Source organism: Bradyrhizobium diazoefficiens, from assembly GCF_016612535.1.
GTDB lineage: Bacteria > Pseudomonadota > Alphaproteobacteria > Rhizobiales > Xanthobacteraceae > Bradyrhizobium > Bradyrhizobium diazoefficiens_C.
This window is the reverse complement of sequence record NZ_JAENXS010000002.1, coordinates 1,464,591-1,479,915: the sequence shown is the minus strand read 5'-3', so window position 1 is coordinate 1,479,915 and position 15,325 is coordinate 1,464,591. Positions and strand designations below refer to the sequence as shown.

Below are 15,325 nucleotides of genomic sequence, written 5' to 3'. Positions count from 1 at the left end.
GAGAGACCCCGAGATGAAATATCAGACCCAGAAAGTCGCGATGCTGTATTTTTACGGCGCGCTGACGCTGTTCCTGGCCCAGGTCCTGTTCGGCCTGCTCGCCGGGACCATCTACGTTCTGCCCAACACCTTGTCCGTCATCCTGCCGTTCAACATCGTCAGGATGATCCACACCAACGCGCTGATCGTGTGGTCGCTGATCGGCTTCATGGGCGCGACCTACTTCCTGCTGCCGGAGGAAACCGAGACCGAGCTGTACAGCCCGGTGCTGGCGAAGATCCAGTTCTGGATGTTCTTTGGCGCGGCAGGGACGGCCGTGGTCGGCTACCTCTTCCATTACCATGAAGGACGCGAGTTCCTCGAGCAACCCTTCGTCATCAAGGTAGGCATCGTCGTGGTCTTCCTGATATTCCTGTTCAACGTGACGATGACGGCGCTCAAGGGCCGCAAGACCACGGTCACCAACATCCTGCTGTTCGGCCTGTGGGGCGTTGCGATCTTCTTCCTGTTCGCCTTCTACAATCCGGCCAATCTCGCGGTCGACAAGATGTACTGGTGGTACGTCGTCCATCTCTGGGTCGAGGGCGTCTGGGAGCTGATCATGGCCTCGGTGCTCGCCTATCTCATGATCAAGCTCAACGGCATCGACCGCGAGGCGGTCGAGAAGTGGCTCTACGTCATCATCGGTCTTGCGCTGTTCTCCGGCATTCTCGGCACCGGCCACCATTTCTACTGGATCGGCGCGCCCGGGTACTGGCAGTGGATCGGCTCGCTGTTCTCCACCCTCGAGGTCGCACCGTTCTTCACCATGGTGATCTTCACGGTGCAGATGACCTGGAAGGCCGGCCGCAAGCATCCGAACCGCGCCGCGCTGTTGTGGTCGGTCGGCTGCTCGGTAATGGCGTTCCTCGGGGCCGGCGTCTGGGGCTTTCTGCACACGCTGTCCTCCGTGAACTACTACACTCACGGCACGCAGGTGACCGCCGCGCACGGCCATCTCGCCTTTTTTGGCGCCTATGTGACGCTGAACCTGTCGGTGATGGCTTATGCGATCCCGCAGCTCAAGGGACGCGCGCCCTATAATCAGTGGCTCTCCATGGCGAGCTTCTGGATCATGTGCACGGCTATGATGACCATGACTTTTGCGCTGACCTTCGCCGGCGTGATCCAGGTCCATCTCCAGCGCGTGCTCGGCCAGAGTTACATGGACGTGCAGGACCAGCTCGCCTTCTTCTACTGGGTGCGCCTCGGCTCCGGCGTGTTCGTCGCAATCTCTGCGCTGATGTTCGTTTGGGCGGTGCTGGTGCCCGGCCGCGAAAAGCCGGTGATCATCCCGGGTGCGCTGCAACCGGCCGAATGAGCGAGAACGGCGGCCGCCAAAAATCGCGGTCGCCCGTCCAAACGATTACCGGAGAAGGACCATGAAAGCAGCACTTCACGCCGTGCCGGCCTCCGTGCCCGCGCTTCCGGCCTACGTCCCGAGCGGCAACGAATGCGTGCTGTTCGAGCACGCCTGGCGGCATCGGCTGCCGGTTCTGCTGAAGGGGCCGACCGGTTGCGGCAAGACCCGCTTTGTCGCGCATATGGCGGCGCGGCTGGGATTGCCGCTCCACACCGTCGCCTGCCACGACGATCTCACCGCTGCCGATCTCACCGGCCGCTTCCTGCTGAAGGGCGGCGACACCGTGTGGACCGACGGTCCGCTGACACGCGCGGTGCGGGAAGGCGGCATCTGCTATCTCGACGAAGTCGTGGAGGCGCGCAAGGACGTCACCGTGGTCCTGCATCCGCTCACCGACGATCGCCGCATCCTGCCGCTGGAGCGGACCGGCGAAGAGCTCGCAGCGCCCTACAGCTTCATGCTCGTGGTCTCCTACAATCCCGGCTACCAGACGCTGCTCAAGGCGCTGAAGCCGTCGACGCGGCAGCGCTTCGTCGCCATTGAGTTCGGCTTCCTGCCGCCGGAGCAGGAGGTTGCGGTGGTCGTGGCCGAGAGCGGTCTCGCGCCGGATGATGTGCGGCCACTGGTCGCGCTGGCCGGTCGTTTGCGGGCGCTCAAGGGGCACGATCTGGAGGAGGGCGTCTCGACCCGCCTGGTCGTCTATTGCGCCACTCTGATTGCCGCGGGAGCGTCGATCGCCGATGCCGTACTTGCCGGCATGATCGAGCCGTTGACCGACGATGCCGACGTCAAGGCAGCGCTGCTCGACGTCGCACGCGCCTTGATCTCCTGAAGGAGTGCGAGATGCTCGATTTCCTCGAGCTCGAAGAAACCGTCGGCCGCGCCTGGCATCGCCTTGTCGGCGGGACCGCGAGTTATTCGGTCCATCCGGATCACGCGGTGTTGCTGACCGACGTTCGCCCGCGTATCGCCGTGATGTTCCGCGCGCTCGGCGGCGAGGCGGGCGTCCAGATTGCGAGCGCCGGTGCCCGCCGGACCGGACACCGGCTCGGATGGCGACAGCGCATCGGGCTCGGTGACGAGCGGCTCGAGCAGGTGGGGCGGGATGCTGCGACGATCTTCCTGCCTGACAGCATTGCGATCTTCGCCGATCGCGCGCTGAACGCCGCGCTGTACCGCTGGCTTGCTGCCTGGTTCGCATTTGCGCCCACTGAGGAGATCGGTGAGGTGGATCTGCTGCGGCGCGATCTCCTGATGTTGCGGCGGGCCAGCGAGGTCGCTGTGCTCGTGCTGACGGAATGTCCGGGCCTGGCCGAGGACTACGCCCGGTTGGCCGCGGCCGTGGCGATGGCCCGGCCACGCCGGCCGCTGCCACGCATCGAGCAGGACATGGAGCTGATCGTGCGCACGCTGCTCGGCGCAGATGTGCCGCCGGCGGGCAGACTGTGGCCGGCCATGATGGGCACGGGTGCGCTGCCGGACAAGGCTCCGCCCGGATATCGCGCTATCCTGCCATGCCCGCTGTGGGGCGATTGCTGGACGCGCGAGTTTGCGCCGGCGGGAATGCACGATGACGTGGCAGCCGGAAGCAACGCGGCCACGCCACCGGACGAGCGCAAGCGTTTCGCCGTTCGCGAACGCGACGATGGCGCCAACCGTCGCGATCCCTTCGTGCTCAACCGCTTCGAAAAGATCCTGGCGATGGCCGAGATGGTCAATGTCGATCGCCCGGCCGACGACAATGAGGACGAGGACGCGCAAAAAGCGGCCGACGATCTCGAGGAAATCACGCTCGGACGGCGCAGCGGCAAGCCGGCGACCCGGCTGAAATTCGATCTCGACCTGCCGCCCGAAGCGCTGGATGCCTCGCGGTTGAGCGCGGACCTAACCTATCCCGAATGGGATTATCGCAGCCGATCCTATCTGCCCGATCAGTGCCGCGTACTCGCCGGCGCCGCGTCCGAGCGAGGTGAGACCTGGGTTCCTGACGAGGGCATGCGCCGGCACATTCGCCAGGTCCGCCGCCGCTTTCAGGTTCTGCGGCCACGCCACGAATTGATGCGCGCGCAGGCCGATGGTCACGACCTCGATCTCGATGCGCTGGTGCGGGCGCGTTGCGATCTTCGTGCCGGCAGCGGCGCACTCGATCGCGTCCATGTGGCGATGCGGCCGCAAGGTCACGATCTCGCCGTCACGCTGCTGGTCGATGTCTCGCTCTCGACGGATGCGTGGGTGGACGGTCATCGGGTGCTCGACGTCGAGAAGGAGGCGCTGCTCGTGCTTGCGCACGGGCTTTCCGCCTGCGGCGATCACCACAGCATTTTGACCTTCACTTCACGCCGGCGCGCCTGGGTGCGGCTCGAGACGGTCAAGGCGTTCGGCGAGCCGATGAGCGGAGCGGTGGAGCGCCGCATCGGCGCGCTGAAGCCGGGCTATTACACGCGGATCGGAGCCGCGATACGCCACGCGTCAGCCGAACTTGCACGCCAGCCACAGCGTCAGAAACTGCTGCTCGTCCTCACCGACGGCAAGCCGAACGACGTCGATCACTATGAGGGGCGTTTCGCAGTGGAGGACACCCGCAAATCGGTGCAGGAGGCGCGCCGGTTCGGCATCGCCGTGTTCGGCGTGACCGTTGATGCGATGGCGCAGTGCTATTTTCCAACGCTGTTCGGCCGCGGCGGCTACGCGATCGTCGGCAACATCCAGCGGCTGCCCGCTGCGCTGCCGGCAATCTATCGGCAGTTGGCCCATTGAACCAGCAGGACAAGACTCGCGGCTCGTGTTCCCATGTGAACTATTGCTCATCAATTGGGTATATGATCGAATGGCGGGATGGACCAGGACCGGCCCAAACCCGATCTGATCATCTTCGATTGCGACGGCGTGCTCGTCGACAGTGAGCTGCTGAGCTGTCGCTGCCTGTCGGAAGTACTGGCGGAGTTCGGCCTTCAGCTCGGCTTGGAGCAGGCGCTCGCGCTTTTCCTCGGACGCAGCACGAAGGCGATCGAGCAGCACTATCGCGTTCTCGGCCAGACCTTGCCTGATGATTTCCTTCCGCGTCTGAAGGCACGCGTGCTCGAGACGTTTGCCGCGGCGCTCCAGCCCATCCCTGGCGTCGGCGCGGTGCTATCCGAATTGAAAACGCCGTGTTGTGTCGCATCGTCCAGCGACATCGATCGGGTCTCGCTATCGCTTGATATCACCGGCATCGCGCCGCATTTCGGTGACCGGCTTTACACCGCGCAGATGGTCAGGCAGGGCAAGCCGGCGCCGGATCTCTTTCTCCACGCCGCCGGGAAGATGCGGGCCGATCCCGCGCGCGTGCTGGTGATCGAGGACAGTATTAGCGGCGTGCAGGCCGCCAAGGCGGCCGGCATGACCGTCTGGGGATTTGTCGGCGGGAGCCATTATCGCGATCGCGACGGCCGCGCTATATTGACCGCCGCCGGGGCCGATCGGGTCTTCGCGCGCATGAGCGATTTCTGGGAGTCGTGATTTCAGCCATGGCCGTCGAGAGCGACAGATCGAGACTCGACGACGCCGCGCGCGCCGGTTGGCTGTATTTCATTGCTGGCCACACCCAGGATGAGATCGCAAAGATGCTCCAGGTGTCGCGCGCCTCGGCGCAGCGGCTGGTGTCTTTGTGTCTCGCCGAGCGGCTGATCACCTTCCGGCTCGAGCATCCGATCGCTGCCTGCATGGAGCTGGCGGCACGCCTCAAGGAGCGGTTCGACCTCAGTCATTGCGAGGTGGTGCCGGCCGATCCTGCAGCGCCGCAGGCCACCGCCGGCATTGCCGAGCGCTGTGCCAACCTGCTGGACGCGACGCTGCGCTCGGAGACGCCCGTGATCGTCGCGCTCGGCACCGGCCGCGCGGTCCGCGCTGCGGTCGAGCGTGTCACGCCGATCGACCGGCCCAACCACCAGATCGTGTCGCTGGTCGGCAACATCTCCGCCGACGGCTCGGCGAGCTTCTACGACACCGTCGGCCGGCTCGCCGACCGCACCGGTGCGCGGCATTATCCAATGCCGCTGCCCTTCCTGATGTCGTCCGAGGACGAGCGCAACAAGATGGTGCGGATCGAGCCGATCGCCAAGGTGAAGGCGGTGGCGGCCAAGGCTGATCTACGCCTCGTCGGTATCGGCCAGATGGACCAGAAGGCGCAGGTCCATGTCGACGGCTTCGTCACCCGCGACGAGCTGTTCGAGATGATGCGGCAGGGCGCCATCGGCGAGATCACCGGCTGGGCCTATGATGCCAAGGGCCGCCTGCTCAAGGCCGGAACCAACAAGCGCCTGACCAGCATCCCGCCGGAAGTGCCGGCGAAGACCACGACGATTGGTGCCGCAATTGGCGCGGCCAAGGTGCCGGCGATTGCGGCTGCGCTGAACGGGCGCCTGATCAATGGATTGATCACCGACGAGGCCACCGCAAGGGCGATCCTGGAGCGGTAGGGCGTTCGCTGCAACGGCGTCGGGACTCGGCTCCCTCGCCCGCTTGCGGGAGAGGGGTGGGGAGAGGTCTCTCCACCGGCAAAACTCCCCCGGAGGAGAAAGCCCTCACCCGTATCGCATCTGCGATGCGATACGACCTCCCGCGAGCGGGAGAGGTGATGCGAGCCGCAACACCTGGACTCATCTGACCCATTCCTCCCGCACCGCAGCACTCATAAGTTGCGGGAACGCTCGCGCACCTGCTTGACAAGTGTCGCCCCTCGTCCGAACATACGCTCAACGCGTGGGCATATGCTCAAAAGCGCGGGCTTAGGGAGGTCACCGTGAAACGATTTCTGGGCGCCGTCTGCGGCGCGTCCGTACTGCTTGCCGTCCCCGCGATGGCCGAAACGACCCTGACGATCGCCACCGTCAATAACGGCGACATGATCCGCATGCAGGGGCTGACCGGCGAATTCACCAAGAAGAACCCCGATATTACCGTGAAATGGGTGACGCTGGAGGAGAACGTGCTGCGCCAGCGCGTCACCACCGACATCGCCACCAAGGGCGGCCAGTTCGACGTGCTGACCATCGGCACCTACGAGGTGCCGATCTGGGCCAAGAAGGGCTGGCTGGTGCCGCTCGCCAATCTCGGCGCCGATTACGACGTCGCCGACCTGCTGCCGAAGATCAGGGATGCGGTTTCCGTCGACGGCAAGCTCTATGCCGCGCCGTTCTACGGCGAGAGCTCGATGATCATGTACCGCACCGATCTGTTCGAGAAGGCTGGCCTGAAGATGCCGGAAAAACCAACCTGGGATTTCGTGATCGATGCCGCCAAGAAGCTGACCGACAAGAACGGTGGCGTCTACGGCATCTGCCTGCGCGGCAAGGCCGGCTGGGGCGAGAATATGGCCTTCCTCACGGCGATGGCCAATTCCTACGGCGCGCGCTGGTTCGACGAGAAGTGGGAGCCGCAGTTCAATACGCCGGAATGGAAGGCGACGCTTACGACCTACGTCAATCTCATGAAGGACGCCGGCCCTCCCGGCGCGAGCTCGAACGGCTTCAACGAGAACCTCGCGCTGTTCAATGCCGGCAAGTGCGGCATGTGGATCGACGCGACGGTGGCGGCGTCCTTCGTCACCAACCCGAAGGATTCCAAGGTCGCCGACAAGGTCGGTTTCGCGCTCGCGCCCAACACCGGGCTCGGCAAGAACGCCAACTGGCTGTGGGCCTGGAATCTCGCGATCCCCGCCGGCTCCAAGAAGACGGAAGCCGCCGAGAAGTTCATCGCCTGGGCAACCAGCAAGGACTACACCAAGCTGGTGGCGTCGAAGGACGGCTGGGCCAACGTGCCGCCGGGCACGCGCACCTCGCTCTATCAGAATCCCGATTATCTGAAGGTCGCCCCCTTCGCCAAGCTGACGCTGGCCTCGATCGATGCCGCCGATCCGAACCACCCGACCGTGAAGCCAGTGCCCTACGTGGGCGTGCAATACGCCGCGATCCCTGAATTCCAGGGCATCGGCACCCAGGTCGGCCAGCAGTTCTCGGCGGCGCTTGCGGGATCGATGACGGTCGATGCGGCGCTCGCCGCCGCGCAATCCGTCACCGAGCGCGAGATGAAGCGCGCCGGCTACATCAAGTGAACCCGAGCTCTCCCTGAGCTCAAACTTGCGGCCATCCACTCTTCGCTTGATGGATGGCCGCCCTTTCCCCCGCCCGAGGAGACGCGTGGATGGCAACCCGGCAGACGCAATTGCTTGCGCGGTCGCTCCTGACCCCGGCCGTCGGGCTCCTGTTCATCTGGATGATCGTTCCGCTGGCGCTGACGATCTACTTCTCGACGCTGCATTACAGCCTGCTCGATCCCGGCTCCGAAGCGTTCGTCGGGTTGGAGAATTTTCGCTACTTCCTCACCGATCCCGCCTTCCTCGCCTCGCTCCAGAACACGCTGGTCCTGGTCGGCTCGGTGCTGGCACTCACGATCTTCCTCGGCATTCCCCTGGCGCTGTTGATGGACCAGCCCGTGATCGGCCGCAACTTCGTCCGGCTGATGGTGATCGCGCCGTTCTTCGTGATGCCGACGGTGAGCGCGCTGGTCTGGAAGAATTTGTTGATGCATCCGGTCTCCGGCCTGTTCGCGTGGCTCGCCAAGCTGGTCGGGCTGACGCCGGTCGACTGGTTCAACGATGTGCCGCTATTCTCGGTGATCCTGATCGTCGCCTGGCAATGGCTGCCGTTCGCAACGCTGATCCTGCTCACCGCACTGCAATCGCTCGACGAGGAGCAGAAGGAGGCGGCCGAGATGGATGGCGCGAGCGCGGTCTCGACCTTCATCTACATCACGCTGCCCCATCTGGCGCGCCCGATCACGGTGGTGATCCTGATCGAGACCATCTTCCTGTTGACGGTGTTCGCCGAAATCTTCGTGACCACCGGCGGCGGGCCGGGCCTGCAGACCACCAACATCGCCTTCCTGATCTATTCGCAGGCGCTGATCCAATTCGATGTCGGCAGCGCCTCGGCGGGAGGCCTCGTGGCCGTCGTCATCGCCAATGTCGTCGCCTTCTTCCTCGTCCGCATCGTCGGCCGCAACCTGGAAGCCTGAATCATGGCGCGCAAGTCAACAACGCAGCGGGTGGTGATCTCGACGATCGGGGCGTGGTTCTTCGGATTCCTGATCTTCTTCCCGATCCTCTGGATGGTGCTGACGAGCTTCAAGACCGAGCTTGACGCCTTCGCCATTCCGCCGTCCTTCCTGTTCTTCCACTGGACCACGGAGAACTACGTGACGGTGCAAGAGCGCAGCGACTATCTACACCACGCGCTGAACTCGATCATCATCGCCGGCGGCTCGACCCTAATCGCGCTGCTGATCGCGATCCCCGCAGCCTGGTCGATGGCGTTCTCGCCGACCAAGCGTACCAAGGACATCCTGCTCTGGATGCTCTCGACCAAGATGATGCCGCCGGTCGGCGTGCTGGTGCCGATCTACCTGATCTACAAGAGTTTCGGCCTGCTCGATTCCCGCATCGGCCTCGTCTTCATCCTCTGCCTCGGCAATCTGCCGATCGTGATCTGGATGCTGTTCACGTATTTCAAGGAGATCCCGCGCGACATTCTCGAGGCTGCGCGCATGGACGGCGCCACGATTGGCCGCGAGCTCGTCTATGTCCTGACGCCGATGGCGATTCCGGGGCTCGCTTCGACCATGCTGCTCAATCTGATCCTGGCCTGGAACGAGGCGTTCTGGACGCTGAACCTGTCGACCTCGAACGCCGCGCCGCTCACCACGTTCATCGCGTCCTACTCCAGTCCGGAAGGACTGTTCTGGGCAAAGCTGTCGGCGGCATCGACGCTGGCGATCGCGCCCATTCTCGTCCTCGGTTGGTTCAGCCAGAAGCAGCTCGTGCGCGGGCTCACCTTCGGCGCGGTAAAGTAAGAAGGGCTGCCGGATCATGGGTCAGATCACACTTCAGGACGTGCAGAAATCCTTCGGTCCCGTGCACATCATCAAGGGCGCCGACCTCGAAATTGCCGACGGCTCCTTCGTGGTGTTCGTCGGTCCCTCCGGCTGCGGCAAGACCACGCTCTTGCGCTTGATCGCCGGGCTCGAGGATGTCTCCGGCGGCAAGATCCTGATCGACGGCAAGAACGTGGTCGACACGCCGCCGGCCAAGCGCGGGCTGTCCATGGTGTTCCAGTCCTATGCGCTCTATCCCCATATGAGCGTGCGCGGCAATATCGGCTTCGGCCTGAAGATGGCGGGCCTTTCTAAGGATGAAACCAACCGCAAAGTCGAGGCGGCGGCCGCCACGCTGAACCTCACACCGTATCTCGACCGCAAGCCGCGCGAGCTCTCCGGCGGCCAGCGCCAGCGCGTCGCGATTGGCCGGGCCATCGTCCGCGAGCCCAAGGCGTTCCTGTTCGACGAGCCGCTGTCGAACCTCGATGCAGCGCTGCGCGTGCAGATGCGCATCGAGGTGACGCGGCTGCAGAAGCAGCTCGGCACCACCGCGATCTACGTCACCCACGATCAGGTCGAGGCCATGACCATGGCCGACAAGATCGTCGTGCTCAACGGCGGCAAGATCGAGCAATACGGCTCGCCGCTCGAGCTCTACGAGAGGCCCACCAATCTCTTCGTCGCTGGCTTCATCGGTTCCCCAAAAATGAATCTCGTGACCGGCGAGCCGGCCAAGCAGCAAGGCGCCACCACTATCGGGGTGCGGCCCGAGCACCTCAAGATCGAGCGCGAGGGTGCAGGCGGCTGGCAGGGGACGATCGCCGTCGCCGAGCATCTCGGCAGCGACACGTTCCTCTATGTCGATGCCGGGCCGCTCGGGATGCTGACGGCGCGCTACATCGGCGAATTGAGCCTGCATGCAGGTGATCGCGTCTCGCTGGTGCCTGACCCCACGCGCATCCACCGCTTCGACCAGAGCGGCAACGCCATTCGGGGCTAACAAGAAACGGAAGACCGCCATGTACCTGGAAAAATTCAAGCTGAGCGGCAAAACCGCGTTCATCACCGGCGGCGGGCAGGGCATTGGCCTTGCCTGCGCGGAAGCGCTGGCCGAAGCCGGCGCCAAGGTGATCATCGGCGATCGCGACAGCAAGGTCGCCGGCGACGCCAAGGCCGGCATGAAGGCGAAGGGATTTGACGTCGAGACCGCGATCATGGACGTCACCGACACCAAGCGGGTGGCGGAGGTGGCGAACGATCTGGTCGCCCGCCACGGCAAGGTCGACATCCTCGTCAACAATGCCGGCATCGCGCGGAGCGAAACCCCGGCGGAGACGGTCACCGACGAGCATTGGCTCAACGTCATCGACGTCAATCTCAACGGCACCTTCTGGTGCTGCCGGGAATTCGGCAAGCACATGCTCAATGCCAGGAGCGGTGCTATCGTCAACGTCGGCTCGATGTCCGGCTTCATCGTCAACAAGCCGCAGGAGCAGTGCTTCTACAATGCCTCCAAGGCCGGCGTGCACCATCTGACCAAGTCGCTCGCCGCCGAATGGGGCACGCGCGGCATCCGCGTCAATGCGGTGGCGCCGACCTATATCGACACGCCGCTCAACGCTTTCGTGAAAAGCACCCCGAAAATGTACGACGCCTGGATCGGTGGAACTCCGATGGCCCGGATGGGACAGGTCGAGGAGATCGCCTCGGTCGTCTTGTTCCTGGCCTCGGAGGCCGCGAGCCTGATGACCGGCAGCATCGTGCTGGTGGATGGCGGCTACACTTGCTGGTAGGCTTGCGTCAAAATTGACGAGAGCGACCGGGAGCGACAATGCCGCGAGCGTATATCGGCGTCGACGTGGGGACCACGAGCACGCGGGCGGGGGTGTTTGACGAGGCCGGCACCTTGCTCGCGACCGCCAGGCATCCGATCCGGATCTGGCACGAGGCCGGCGATATCGTCGAGCAGTCGTCCCAGGACATCTGGGAGGCCTGCGTCAAATCGGTGCGGGCAGCAATGGCGGAAGCAGCGGTCGCGCCCGACAGCGTCGGCGGCGTTGGTTTCGACGCGACCTGTTCCCTGGTGGTGCTCGACCGCCAGGGCGAGCCGGTCACGGTCAGCGCCTCCGGTCAGGCACAGCGCAACGTCATCGTCTGGATGGATCACCGCGCCACGGCCGAGGCGCGGCTGATCAACGAGACCGAGGATGCGGTGTTACGCTATGTCGGCGGCTCGATCTCGCCCGAGATGGAGATGCCGAAGCTGTTGTGGCTGAAGCGGCATCTGCGCGCGAGTTTTGATGCCGCCGGACATTTTTTCGATCTGGCAGATTATCTGACCTGGCGCGCGACCGGCTCGCTCCAGCGCTCGACCTGCACCGTCACCTGCAAATGGAACTATCTTGCCCATGACGGTGGCGGCTGGAGCCCGCAATTCTTCAAGCGCATCGGGCTGTCGGACTTCGTCGGCGAAAAATACGCCCGCATCGGCACCGAAATCGTCGCCCCCGGCACGCGGCTCGGCGCCGGTCTCACCCGCGCCGCCGCCGCCGACCTCGGCCTGTCGCCGGGCACGCCGGTGGGGGCGTCCCTGATCGACGCCCATGCCGGCGGCATCGGCGCGATCGGCGGGCGCGACGGAACGGGCGGAACGACGGATGTCTGCGATCGCCTCGCCTACATCATGGGAACGTCGGCCTGTATCATGGCGACGACCAAGCAGCCGTGCTTCGTGCCCGGCGTCTGGGGTCCCTATTATTCCGGCATGGTGCCGGACTTCTGGCTCAACGAGGGCGGCCAGTCGGCCGCGGGAGCTGCGATCGACCATCTCCTCAAGTCGCATCCCGGCCATGCCGAGGCCAGTGCGGCGGCGCGCGGCGAGGGCGTCGACCTCATCACCTATCTCGAACGCCGCATCATCGCGCGCACGGGCGATGCGAGCCGCGCGGCGCTACTGGCGCGCAACGTCCATGTGCTTCCGGAATTCATCGGCAATCGCTCGCCCTATGCCGACCCCGATACGCGCGCGGTGATCGCGGGCCTCGATCTCGATACCGATGTCGGTGCGATGGAGCGGCTGTTTCTCGCCGGCCTGTGCGGGCTCGCTTATGGACTCGCCGAGGTGATCGAGGCCTTTGCCGCGCAGGGCGTTCATGCAGGCATCATGATCATGGGTGGCGGCGCCAGCCGCAGTCCGCTGGTGCGGCAGATCATGGCCGATACCACGGCCCTCACGGTCGCGCTGCCGCAGACGCAGGAGCCGGTGCTGCTCGGCGCCGCGATGCTCGGGGCGGTCGCCGGCGGTGCCTATGCCTCGATCGGCGAGACCATGGCGAAAATGTCGGCGCTGGGAGGACAGAGCGAGCCGACCACACCCGCCATGGCCGCGTTTCACACCCGCAAGCGCGAGGTCTACAAGCTGCTGCGCGAGATCGATCGCGGCAGCCGTGCGGCGATGCGCGATATCGCCAAGGGCTGAAGGACTGGTTGAAAGAGATGCTGATTTCCTGCGGCGACGCGCTGATCGACTTCGTGCCGACCCAAAACGCGGATGGACGCGAGGCGGTGATGCCGGCGGTCGGCGGCTCCTGCCTCAACGTCGCGATCGGCATGGCGCGGCTCGGCGCGCCCACGGGCTTCGTCGGCGGCATCTCGACCGATTTGTTCGGCCGCATGATCGCCGACCACGCCACGGCCTCGAACGTCCAGCTCGATCTTGCCACCCGCAGCGATCACCAGACCACGCTCGCCTTCGTGCGCATCGTCGCGGGCGAGTCGCATTACGCCTTCTATGATGCCGAGACCGCGACGCGGAGCTGGACCTACCGGCGCGGGTCCATTCCCTTTGCGAACATCGAGGCGCTCCATGTCGGCTCGACCACGCTGGTCAACGACCAGGGCGCGGCCGAGACCAAGGCCCTGATCGCGGACGCGCTGATGTCGTCGACGATCTCCTTCGATCCGAACTGCCGGCCCAATCTGGTCCAGGACAAGCCGGCCTACCTCGTCCGCATGGCCGAATTCGCAGCGACTGCCGATCTCATCAAGATGTCGGATGTCGACTTCGCCTATCTCTTTGGCGAGGAGCCGTATCGGCAACGCGCGAGCGCGCTGTTGGGACAAGGGACAAGCCTCGTCGTCGTCACCCGCGGCAACAACGGCGCCATCGCCTGGCATTCAAGAGCAGGGCAGATCGAAGTGCAAGCGCCTATGGTTGCGGTTGCCGACACCATCGGCGCCGGCGACAGTTTTCAGGCGGCGCTGCTGTTCGCCCTGCACAAGCAGAGGCGTCTCGCCCGGCAGCAATTGAAGGATATCAGCGCCGACGAGCTTCGCCGCGCGCTGTCCTTTGCCGCCAATTGCGCCGGTCTCACCTGCACCCGCCCGGGCGCTGATCCGCCCTGGAGCTACGAGATTAATTGGAGCGGGTAGTCCGCGTCAGGGTTTCTGCAGTGTCCGGGATGTTCCGGCGGAGTGCGGCCATGCGTCGGCAGAAATGGACAGGTGAGGTGCGCGCTGGCAAGGTCCGCGCGTCCTGACGCGAGCCTGTCCTTATGAGCAACGATCTCTGTTTCCTCTCCGCCATCGAGCTGCGCGAACGCGTCATTAGCAAGCAGGTCTCCCCGGTCGAGATCACGCGCGCCGTGCTCGCCCGCGCCGAGGCACTCCAGCCCGAACTGAACTGCTTCATCACCCTCTGTGGCGACGAAGCGATAGCGGAAGCGCGCGAGGCCGAGCGCAAAATGATGGCGGGTGAGTCACTCGGTCTGCTGCACGGGCTTCCCGTCACCGTCAAGGACATCGTCAACACCAAGGGCGTGAAGACCACCTTCGGCGCCGTCCCGTATAAGGACAATGTGCCCGCTGAGGACGCGGTCGCGGTCGCAAAGCTGCGCGCCGAAGGTGCGATCCTGATCGGCAAGACCACCACACCGGAATTCGGCAGCAAGTGCCTGACCGATTCACCGTTGTTCGGCCGTACCCGCAACGCCTGGAGTGCAGAGCGCTGCTCCGGCGGCTCCAGCGGCGGCGCGGCCGTGGCAGTGGCGAGCGGCATCGCGCCACTTGCGATCGCAACCGATGGCGGCGGCTCGACGCGGATTCCCGCCGCCTGCAACGGCGTGGTCGGGCTCAAGCAAAGCAATGGCGTGATCGCGCACAGCCAGGCGCTCGACGCCTTCGGCAACCAGACCTACATCACGCCGATGACGCGCGATGTCGCCGACACCGCGCTGATGATGCAGGCGATGACCGGCGAGGATGCCTGCGATCCCTGGTCGATCGGCGTGCCCGTGCCCGATTTCATCGGCACCGCCGCGCCGCGGGGCGATCTGCGCGGGCAGAAAATCCTGTTCTGCGCCTCGCCGCCCGGACGCCCGGTGTCATCAGATGTCGCCACGGCCTTCAAGGCGAGCCTCGATCGGCTCGCGAGCCTCGGTGCCGAGCTGGAAGAGTTTTCCGGCGAGGGGTTTGACATCGAGCCGATCTGGCGCGCCATCAACCACACGGTCTGGCGCACGCGCTTTGCCAAGCTCGTGGCCGAGCACGGCGACGTGCTCAGCGAAGCCTTCGTCAAGCAGGTCGCGCTTGCGACCAATGTCAGCGGCATCGCCTATCAGGAGGCGATGTTCGCGCGCACGGCGTTGTTCCGTCGCGTGCAATCCCTGCTTGCGCGCGGACACCTTCTGGCGATGCCGACCATCACCCGCACCGCGCTGCCGATCGACCAGGACCTGTTCGGCACCATCGAAATCGATGGGGCGCATTTCGACAGCGTCCGGCCGCACTGGTTCCCCTGGACCATGCCGTTCAACATGACCGGCCACCCCGCGATCAGTCTCCCCTGCGGCTTCGGCCGCGATGGCCTCCCGATCGGGCTCCAGCTCGTCGGCCGCTTCAGGGCCGATGCGGAATTGCTGCGTGTCAGCGCGCTGTTCGAGGCCTCCCACGACCTTCTCGCCCGCTGGCCGAGCTGAGATGGGGCACATGCGGCAAAGGGCTTGCGTCCGGCGT

Annotated in this window: 13 protein-coding genes; all 13 read left to right on the top strand. The window is 65.0% G+C overall.

Annotated features, from left to right (window positions below):
• Positions 1-13 precede the first annotated feature (13 nt).
• The 13 genes from JJE66_RS23945 (at position 14) to JJE66_RS23885 (ending at position 15,288) form a co-directional block, all read left to right on the top strand.
• On the top strand, positions 14-1,360 hold the full coding sequence (locus JJE66_RS23945) for a cbb3-type cytochrome c oxidase subunit I (protein WP_200516936.1): 1,347 nt from the start codon (positions 14-16) through the stop codon (positions 1,358-1,360).
• Positions 1,361-1,421: 61 nt separating this feature from the next.
• Positions 1,422-2,234 carry a CbbQ/NirQ/NorQ/GpvN family protein gene (locus JJE66_RS23940; protein ID WP_200516935.1) on the top strand — a complete coding sequence of 271 codons (813 nt, stop codon included), beginning with the start codon at positions 1,422-1,424 and terminating at the stop codon, positions 2,232-2,234.
• An 11-nt stretch (positions 2,235-2,245) separates the two neighbouring features.
• Entirely contained in the window at positions 2,246-4,159 is a 1,914-nt protein-coding gene (locus tag JJE66_RS23935; RefSeq protein WP_200516934.1) for a nitric oxide reductase activation protein NorD, read from the top strand.
• A 78-nt stretch (positions 4,160-4,237) separates the two neighbouring features.
• Positions 4,238-4,900: an HAD family hydrolase gene (locus JJE66_RS23930; RefSeq protein ID WP_200516933.1), complete on the top strand. Its 663-nt coding sequence runs from the start codon at positions 4,238-4,240 to the stop codon at positions 4,898-4,900.
• 8 nt (positions 4,901-4,908) lie between these two features.
• A complete protein-coding gene (locus JJE66_RS23925) occupies positions 4,909-5,859 on the top strand; it encodes a sugar-binding transcriptional regulator (protein ID WP_200516932.1) in 951 nt (316 codons plus the stop codon).
• 323 nt (positions 5,860-6,182) lie between these two features.
• A complete protein-coding gene (locus JJE66_RS23920; RefSeq protein WP_200516931.1) occupies positions 6,183-7,493 on the top strand; it encodes a sugar ABC transporter substrate-binding protein in 1,311 nt (436 codons plus the stop codon).
• Positions 7,494-7,582: 89 nt separating this feature from the next.
• The gene (locus tag JJE66_RS23915) at positions 7,583-8,455 is read left to right on the top strand and encodes a carbohydrate ABC transporter permease (RefSeq protein WP_200516930.1); all 873 of its coding nucleotides are present in this window, start codon (positions 7,583-7,585) and stop codon (positions 8,453-8,455) included.
• Positions 8,456-8,458: 3 nt separating this feature from the next.
• Positions 8,459-9,289, top strand: coding sequence for a carbohydrate ABC transporter permease (locus JJE66_RS23910; RefSeq protein ID WP_200516929.1), 831 nt, complete (start codon positions 8,459-8,461; stop codon positions 9,287-9,289).
• 16 nt (positions 9,290-9,305) lie between these two features.
• The gene (locus tag JJE66_RS23905; protein ID WP_200516928.1) at positions 9,306-10,313 is read left to right on the top strand and encodes an ABC transporter ATP-binding protein; all 1,008 of its coding nucleotides are present in this window, start codon (positions 9,306-9,308) and stop codon (positions 10,311-10,313) included.
• Positions 10,314-10,332: 19 nt separating this feature from the next.
• The gene (locus JJE66_RS23900; protein ID WP_200516927.1) at positions 10,333-11,106 is read left to right on the top strand and encodes an SDR family NAD(P)-dependent oxidoreductase; all 774 of its coding nucleotides are present in this window, start codon (positions 10,333-10,335) and stop codon (positions 11,104-11,106) included.
• Positions 11,107-11,144: 38 nt separating this feature from the next.
• Complete coding sequence (locus JJE66_RS23895) at positions 11,145-12,791, top strand: FGGY-family carbohydrate kinase (protein WP_200516926.1); 1,647 nt, start codon at positions 11,145-11,147, stop codon at positions 12,789-12,791.
• A 17-nt stretch (positions 12,792-12,808) separates the two neighbouring features.
• Entirely contained in the window at positions 12,809-13,744 is a 936-nt protein-coding gene (locus JJE66_RS23890; protein WP_200518744.1) for a carbohydrate kinase, read from the top strand.
• Between the two features lie 122 nt (positions 13,745-13,866).
• Positions 13,867-15,288 (top strand): amidase, encoded by a 1,422-nt coding sequence (locus tag JJE66_RS23885; RefSeq protein ID WP_200516925.1) that lies wholly within the window; start codon positions 13,867-13,869, stop codon positions 15,286-15,288.
• Positions 15,289-15,325 lie beyond the last annotated feature (37 nt).

What these genes read in the sequence shown, in the direction of transcription:
- JJE66_RS23885 (WP_200516925.1), top strand. Translation starts at nt 13,867, where the DNA reads ATGAGCAACGATCTCTGTTTCCTCTCCGCCATCGAGCTGCGCGAACGC.
- JJE66_RS23935 (WP_200516934.1), top strand. Translation starts at nt 2,246, where the DNA reads ATGCTCGATTTCCTCGAGCTCGAAGAAACCGTCGGCCGCGCCTGGCAT.
- JJE66_RS23940 (WP_200516935.1), top strand. Translation starts at nt 1,422, where the DNA reads ATGAAAGCAGCACTTCACGCCGTGCCGGCCTCCGTGCCCGCGCTTCCG.
- JJE66_RS23915 (WP_200516930.1), top strand. Translation starts at nt 7,583, where the DNA reads ATGGCAACCCGGCAGACGCAATTGCTTGCGCGGTCGCTCCTGACCCCG.
- JJE66_RS23925 (WP_200516932.1), top strand. Translation starts at nt 4,909, where the DNA reads ATGGCCGTCGAGAGCGACAGATCGAGACTCGACGACGCCGCGCGCGCC.
- JJE66_RS23905 (WP_200516928.1), top strand. Translation starts at nt 9,306, where the DNA reads ATGGGTCAGATCACACTTCAGGACGTGCAGAAATCCTTCGGTCCCGTG.
- JJE66_RS23895 (WP_200516926.1), top strand. Translation starts at nt 11,145, where the DNA reads ATGCCGCGAGCGTATATCGGCGTCGACGTGGGGACCACGAGCACGCGG.
- JJE66_RS23890 (WP_200518744.1), top strand. Translation starts at nt 12,809, where the DNA reads ATGCTGATTTCCTGCGGCGACGCGCTGATCGACTTCGTGCCGACCCAA.
- JJE66_RS23900 (WP_200516927.1), top strand. Translation starts at nt 10,333, where the DNA reads ATGTACCTGGAAAAATTCAAGCTGAGCGGCAAAACCGCGTTCATCACC.
- JJE66_RS23930 (WP_200516933.1), top strand. Translation starts at nt 4,238, where the DNA reads ATGGACCAGGACCGGCCCAAACCCGATCTGATCATCTTCGATTGCGAC.
- JJE66_RS23945 (WP_200516936.1), top strand. Translation starts at nt 14, where the DNA reads ATGAAATATCAGACCCAGAAAGTCGCGATGCTGTATTTTTACGGCGCG.
- JJE66_RS23910 (WP_200516929.1), top strand. Translation starts at nt 8,459, where the DNA reads ATGGCGCGCAAGTCAACAACGCAGCGGGTGGTGATCTCGACGATCGGG.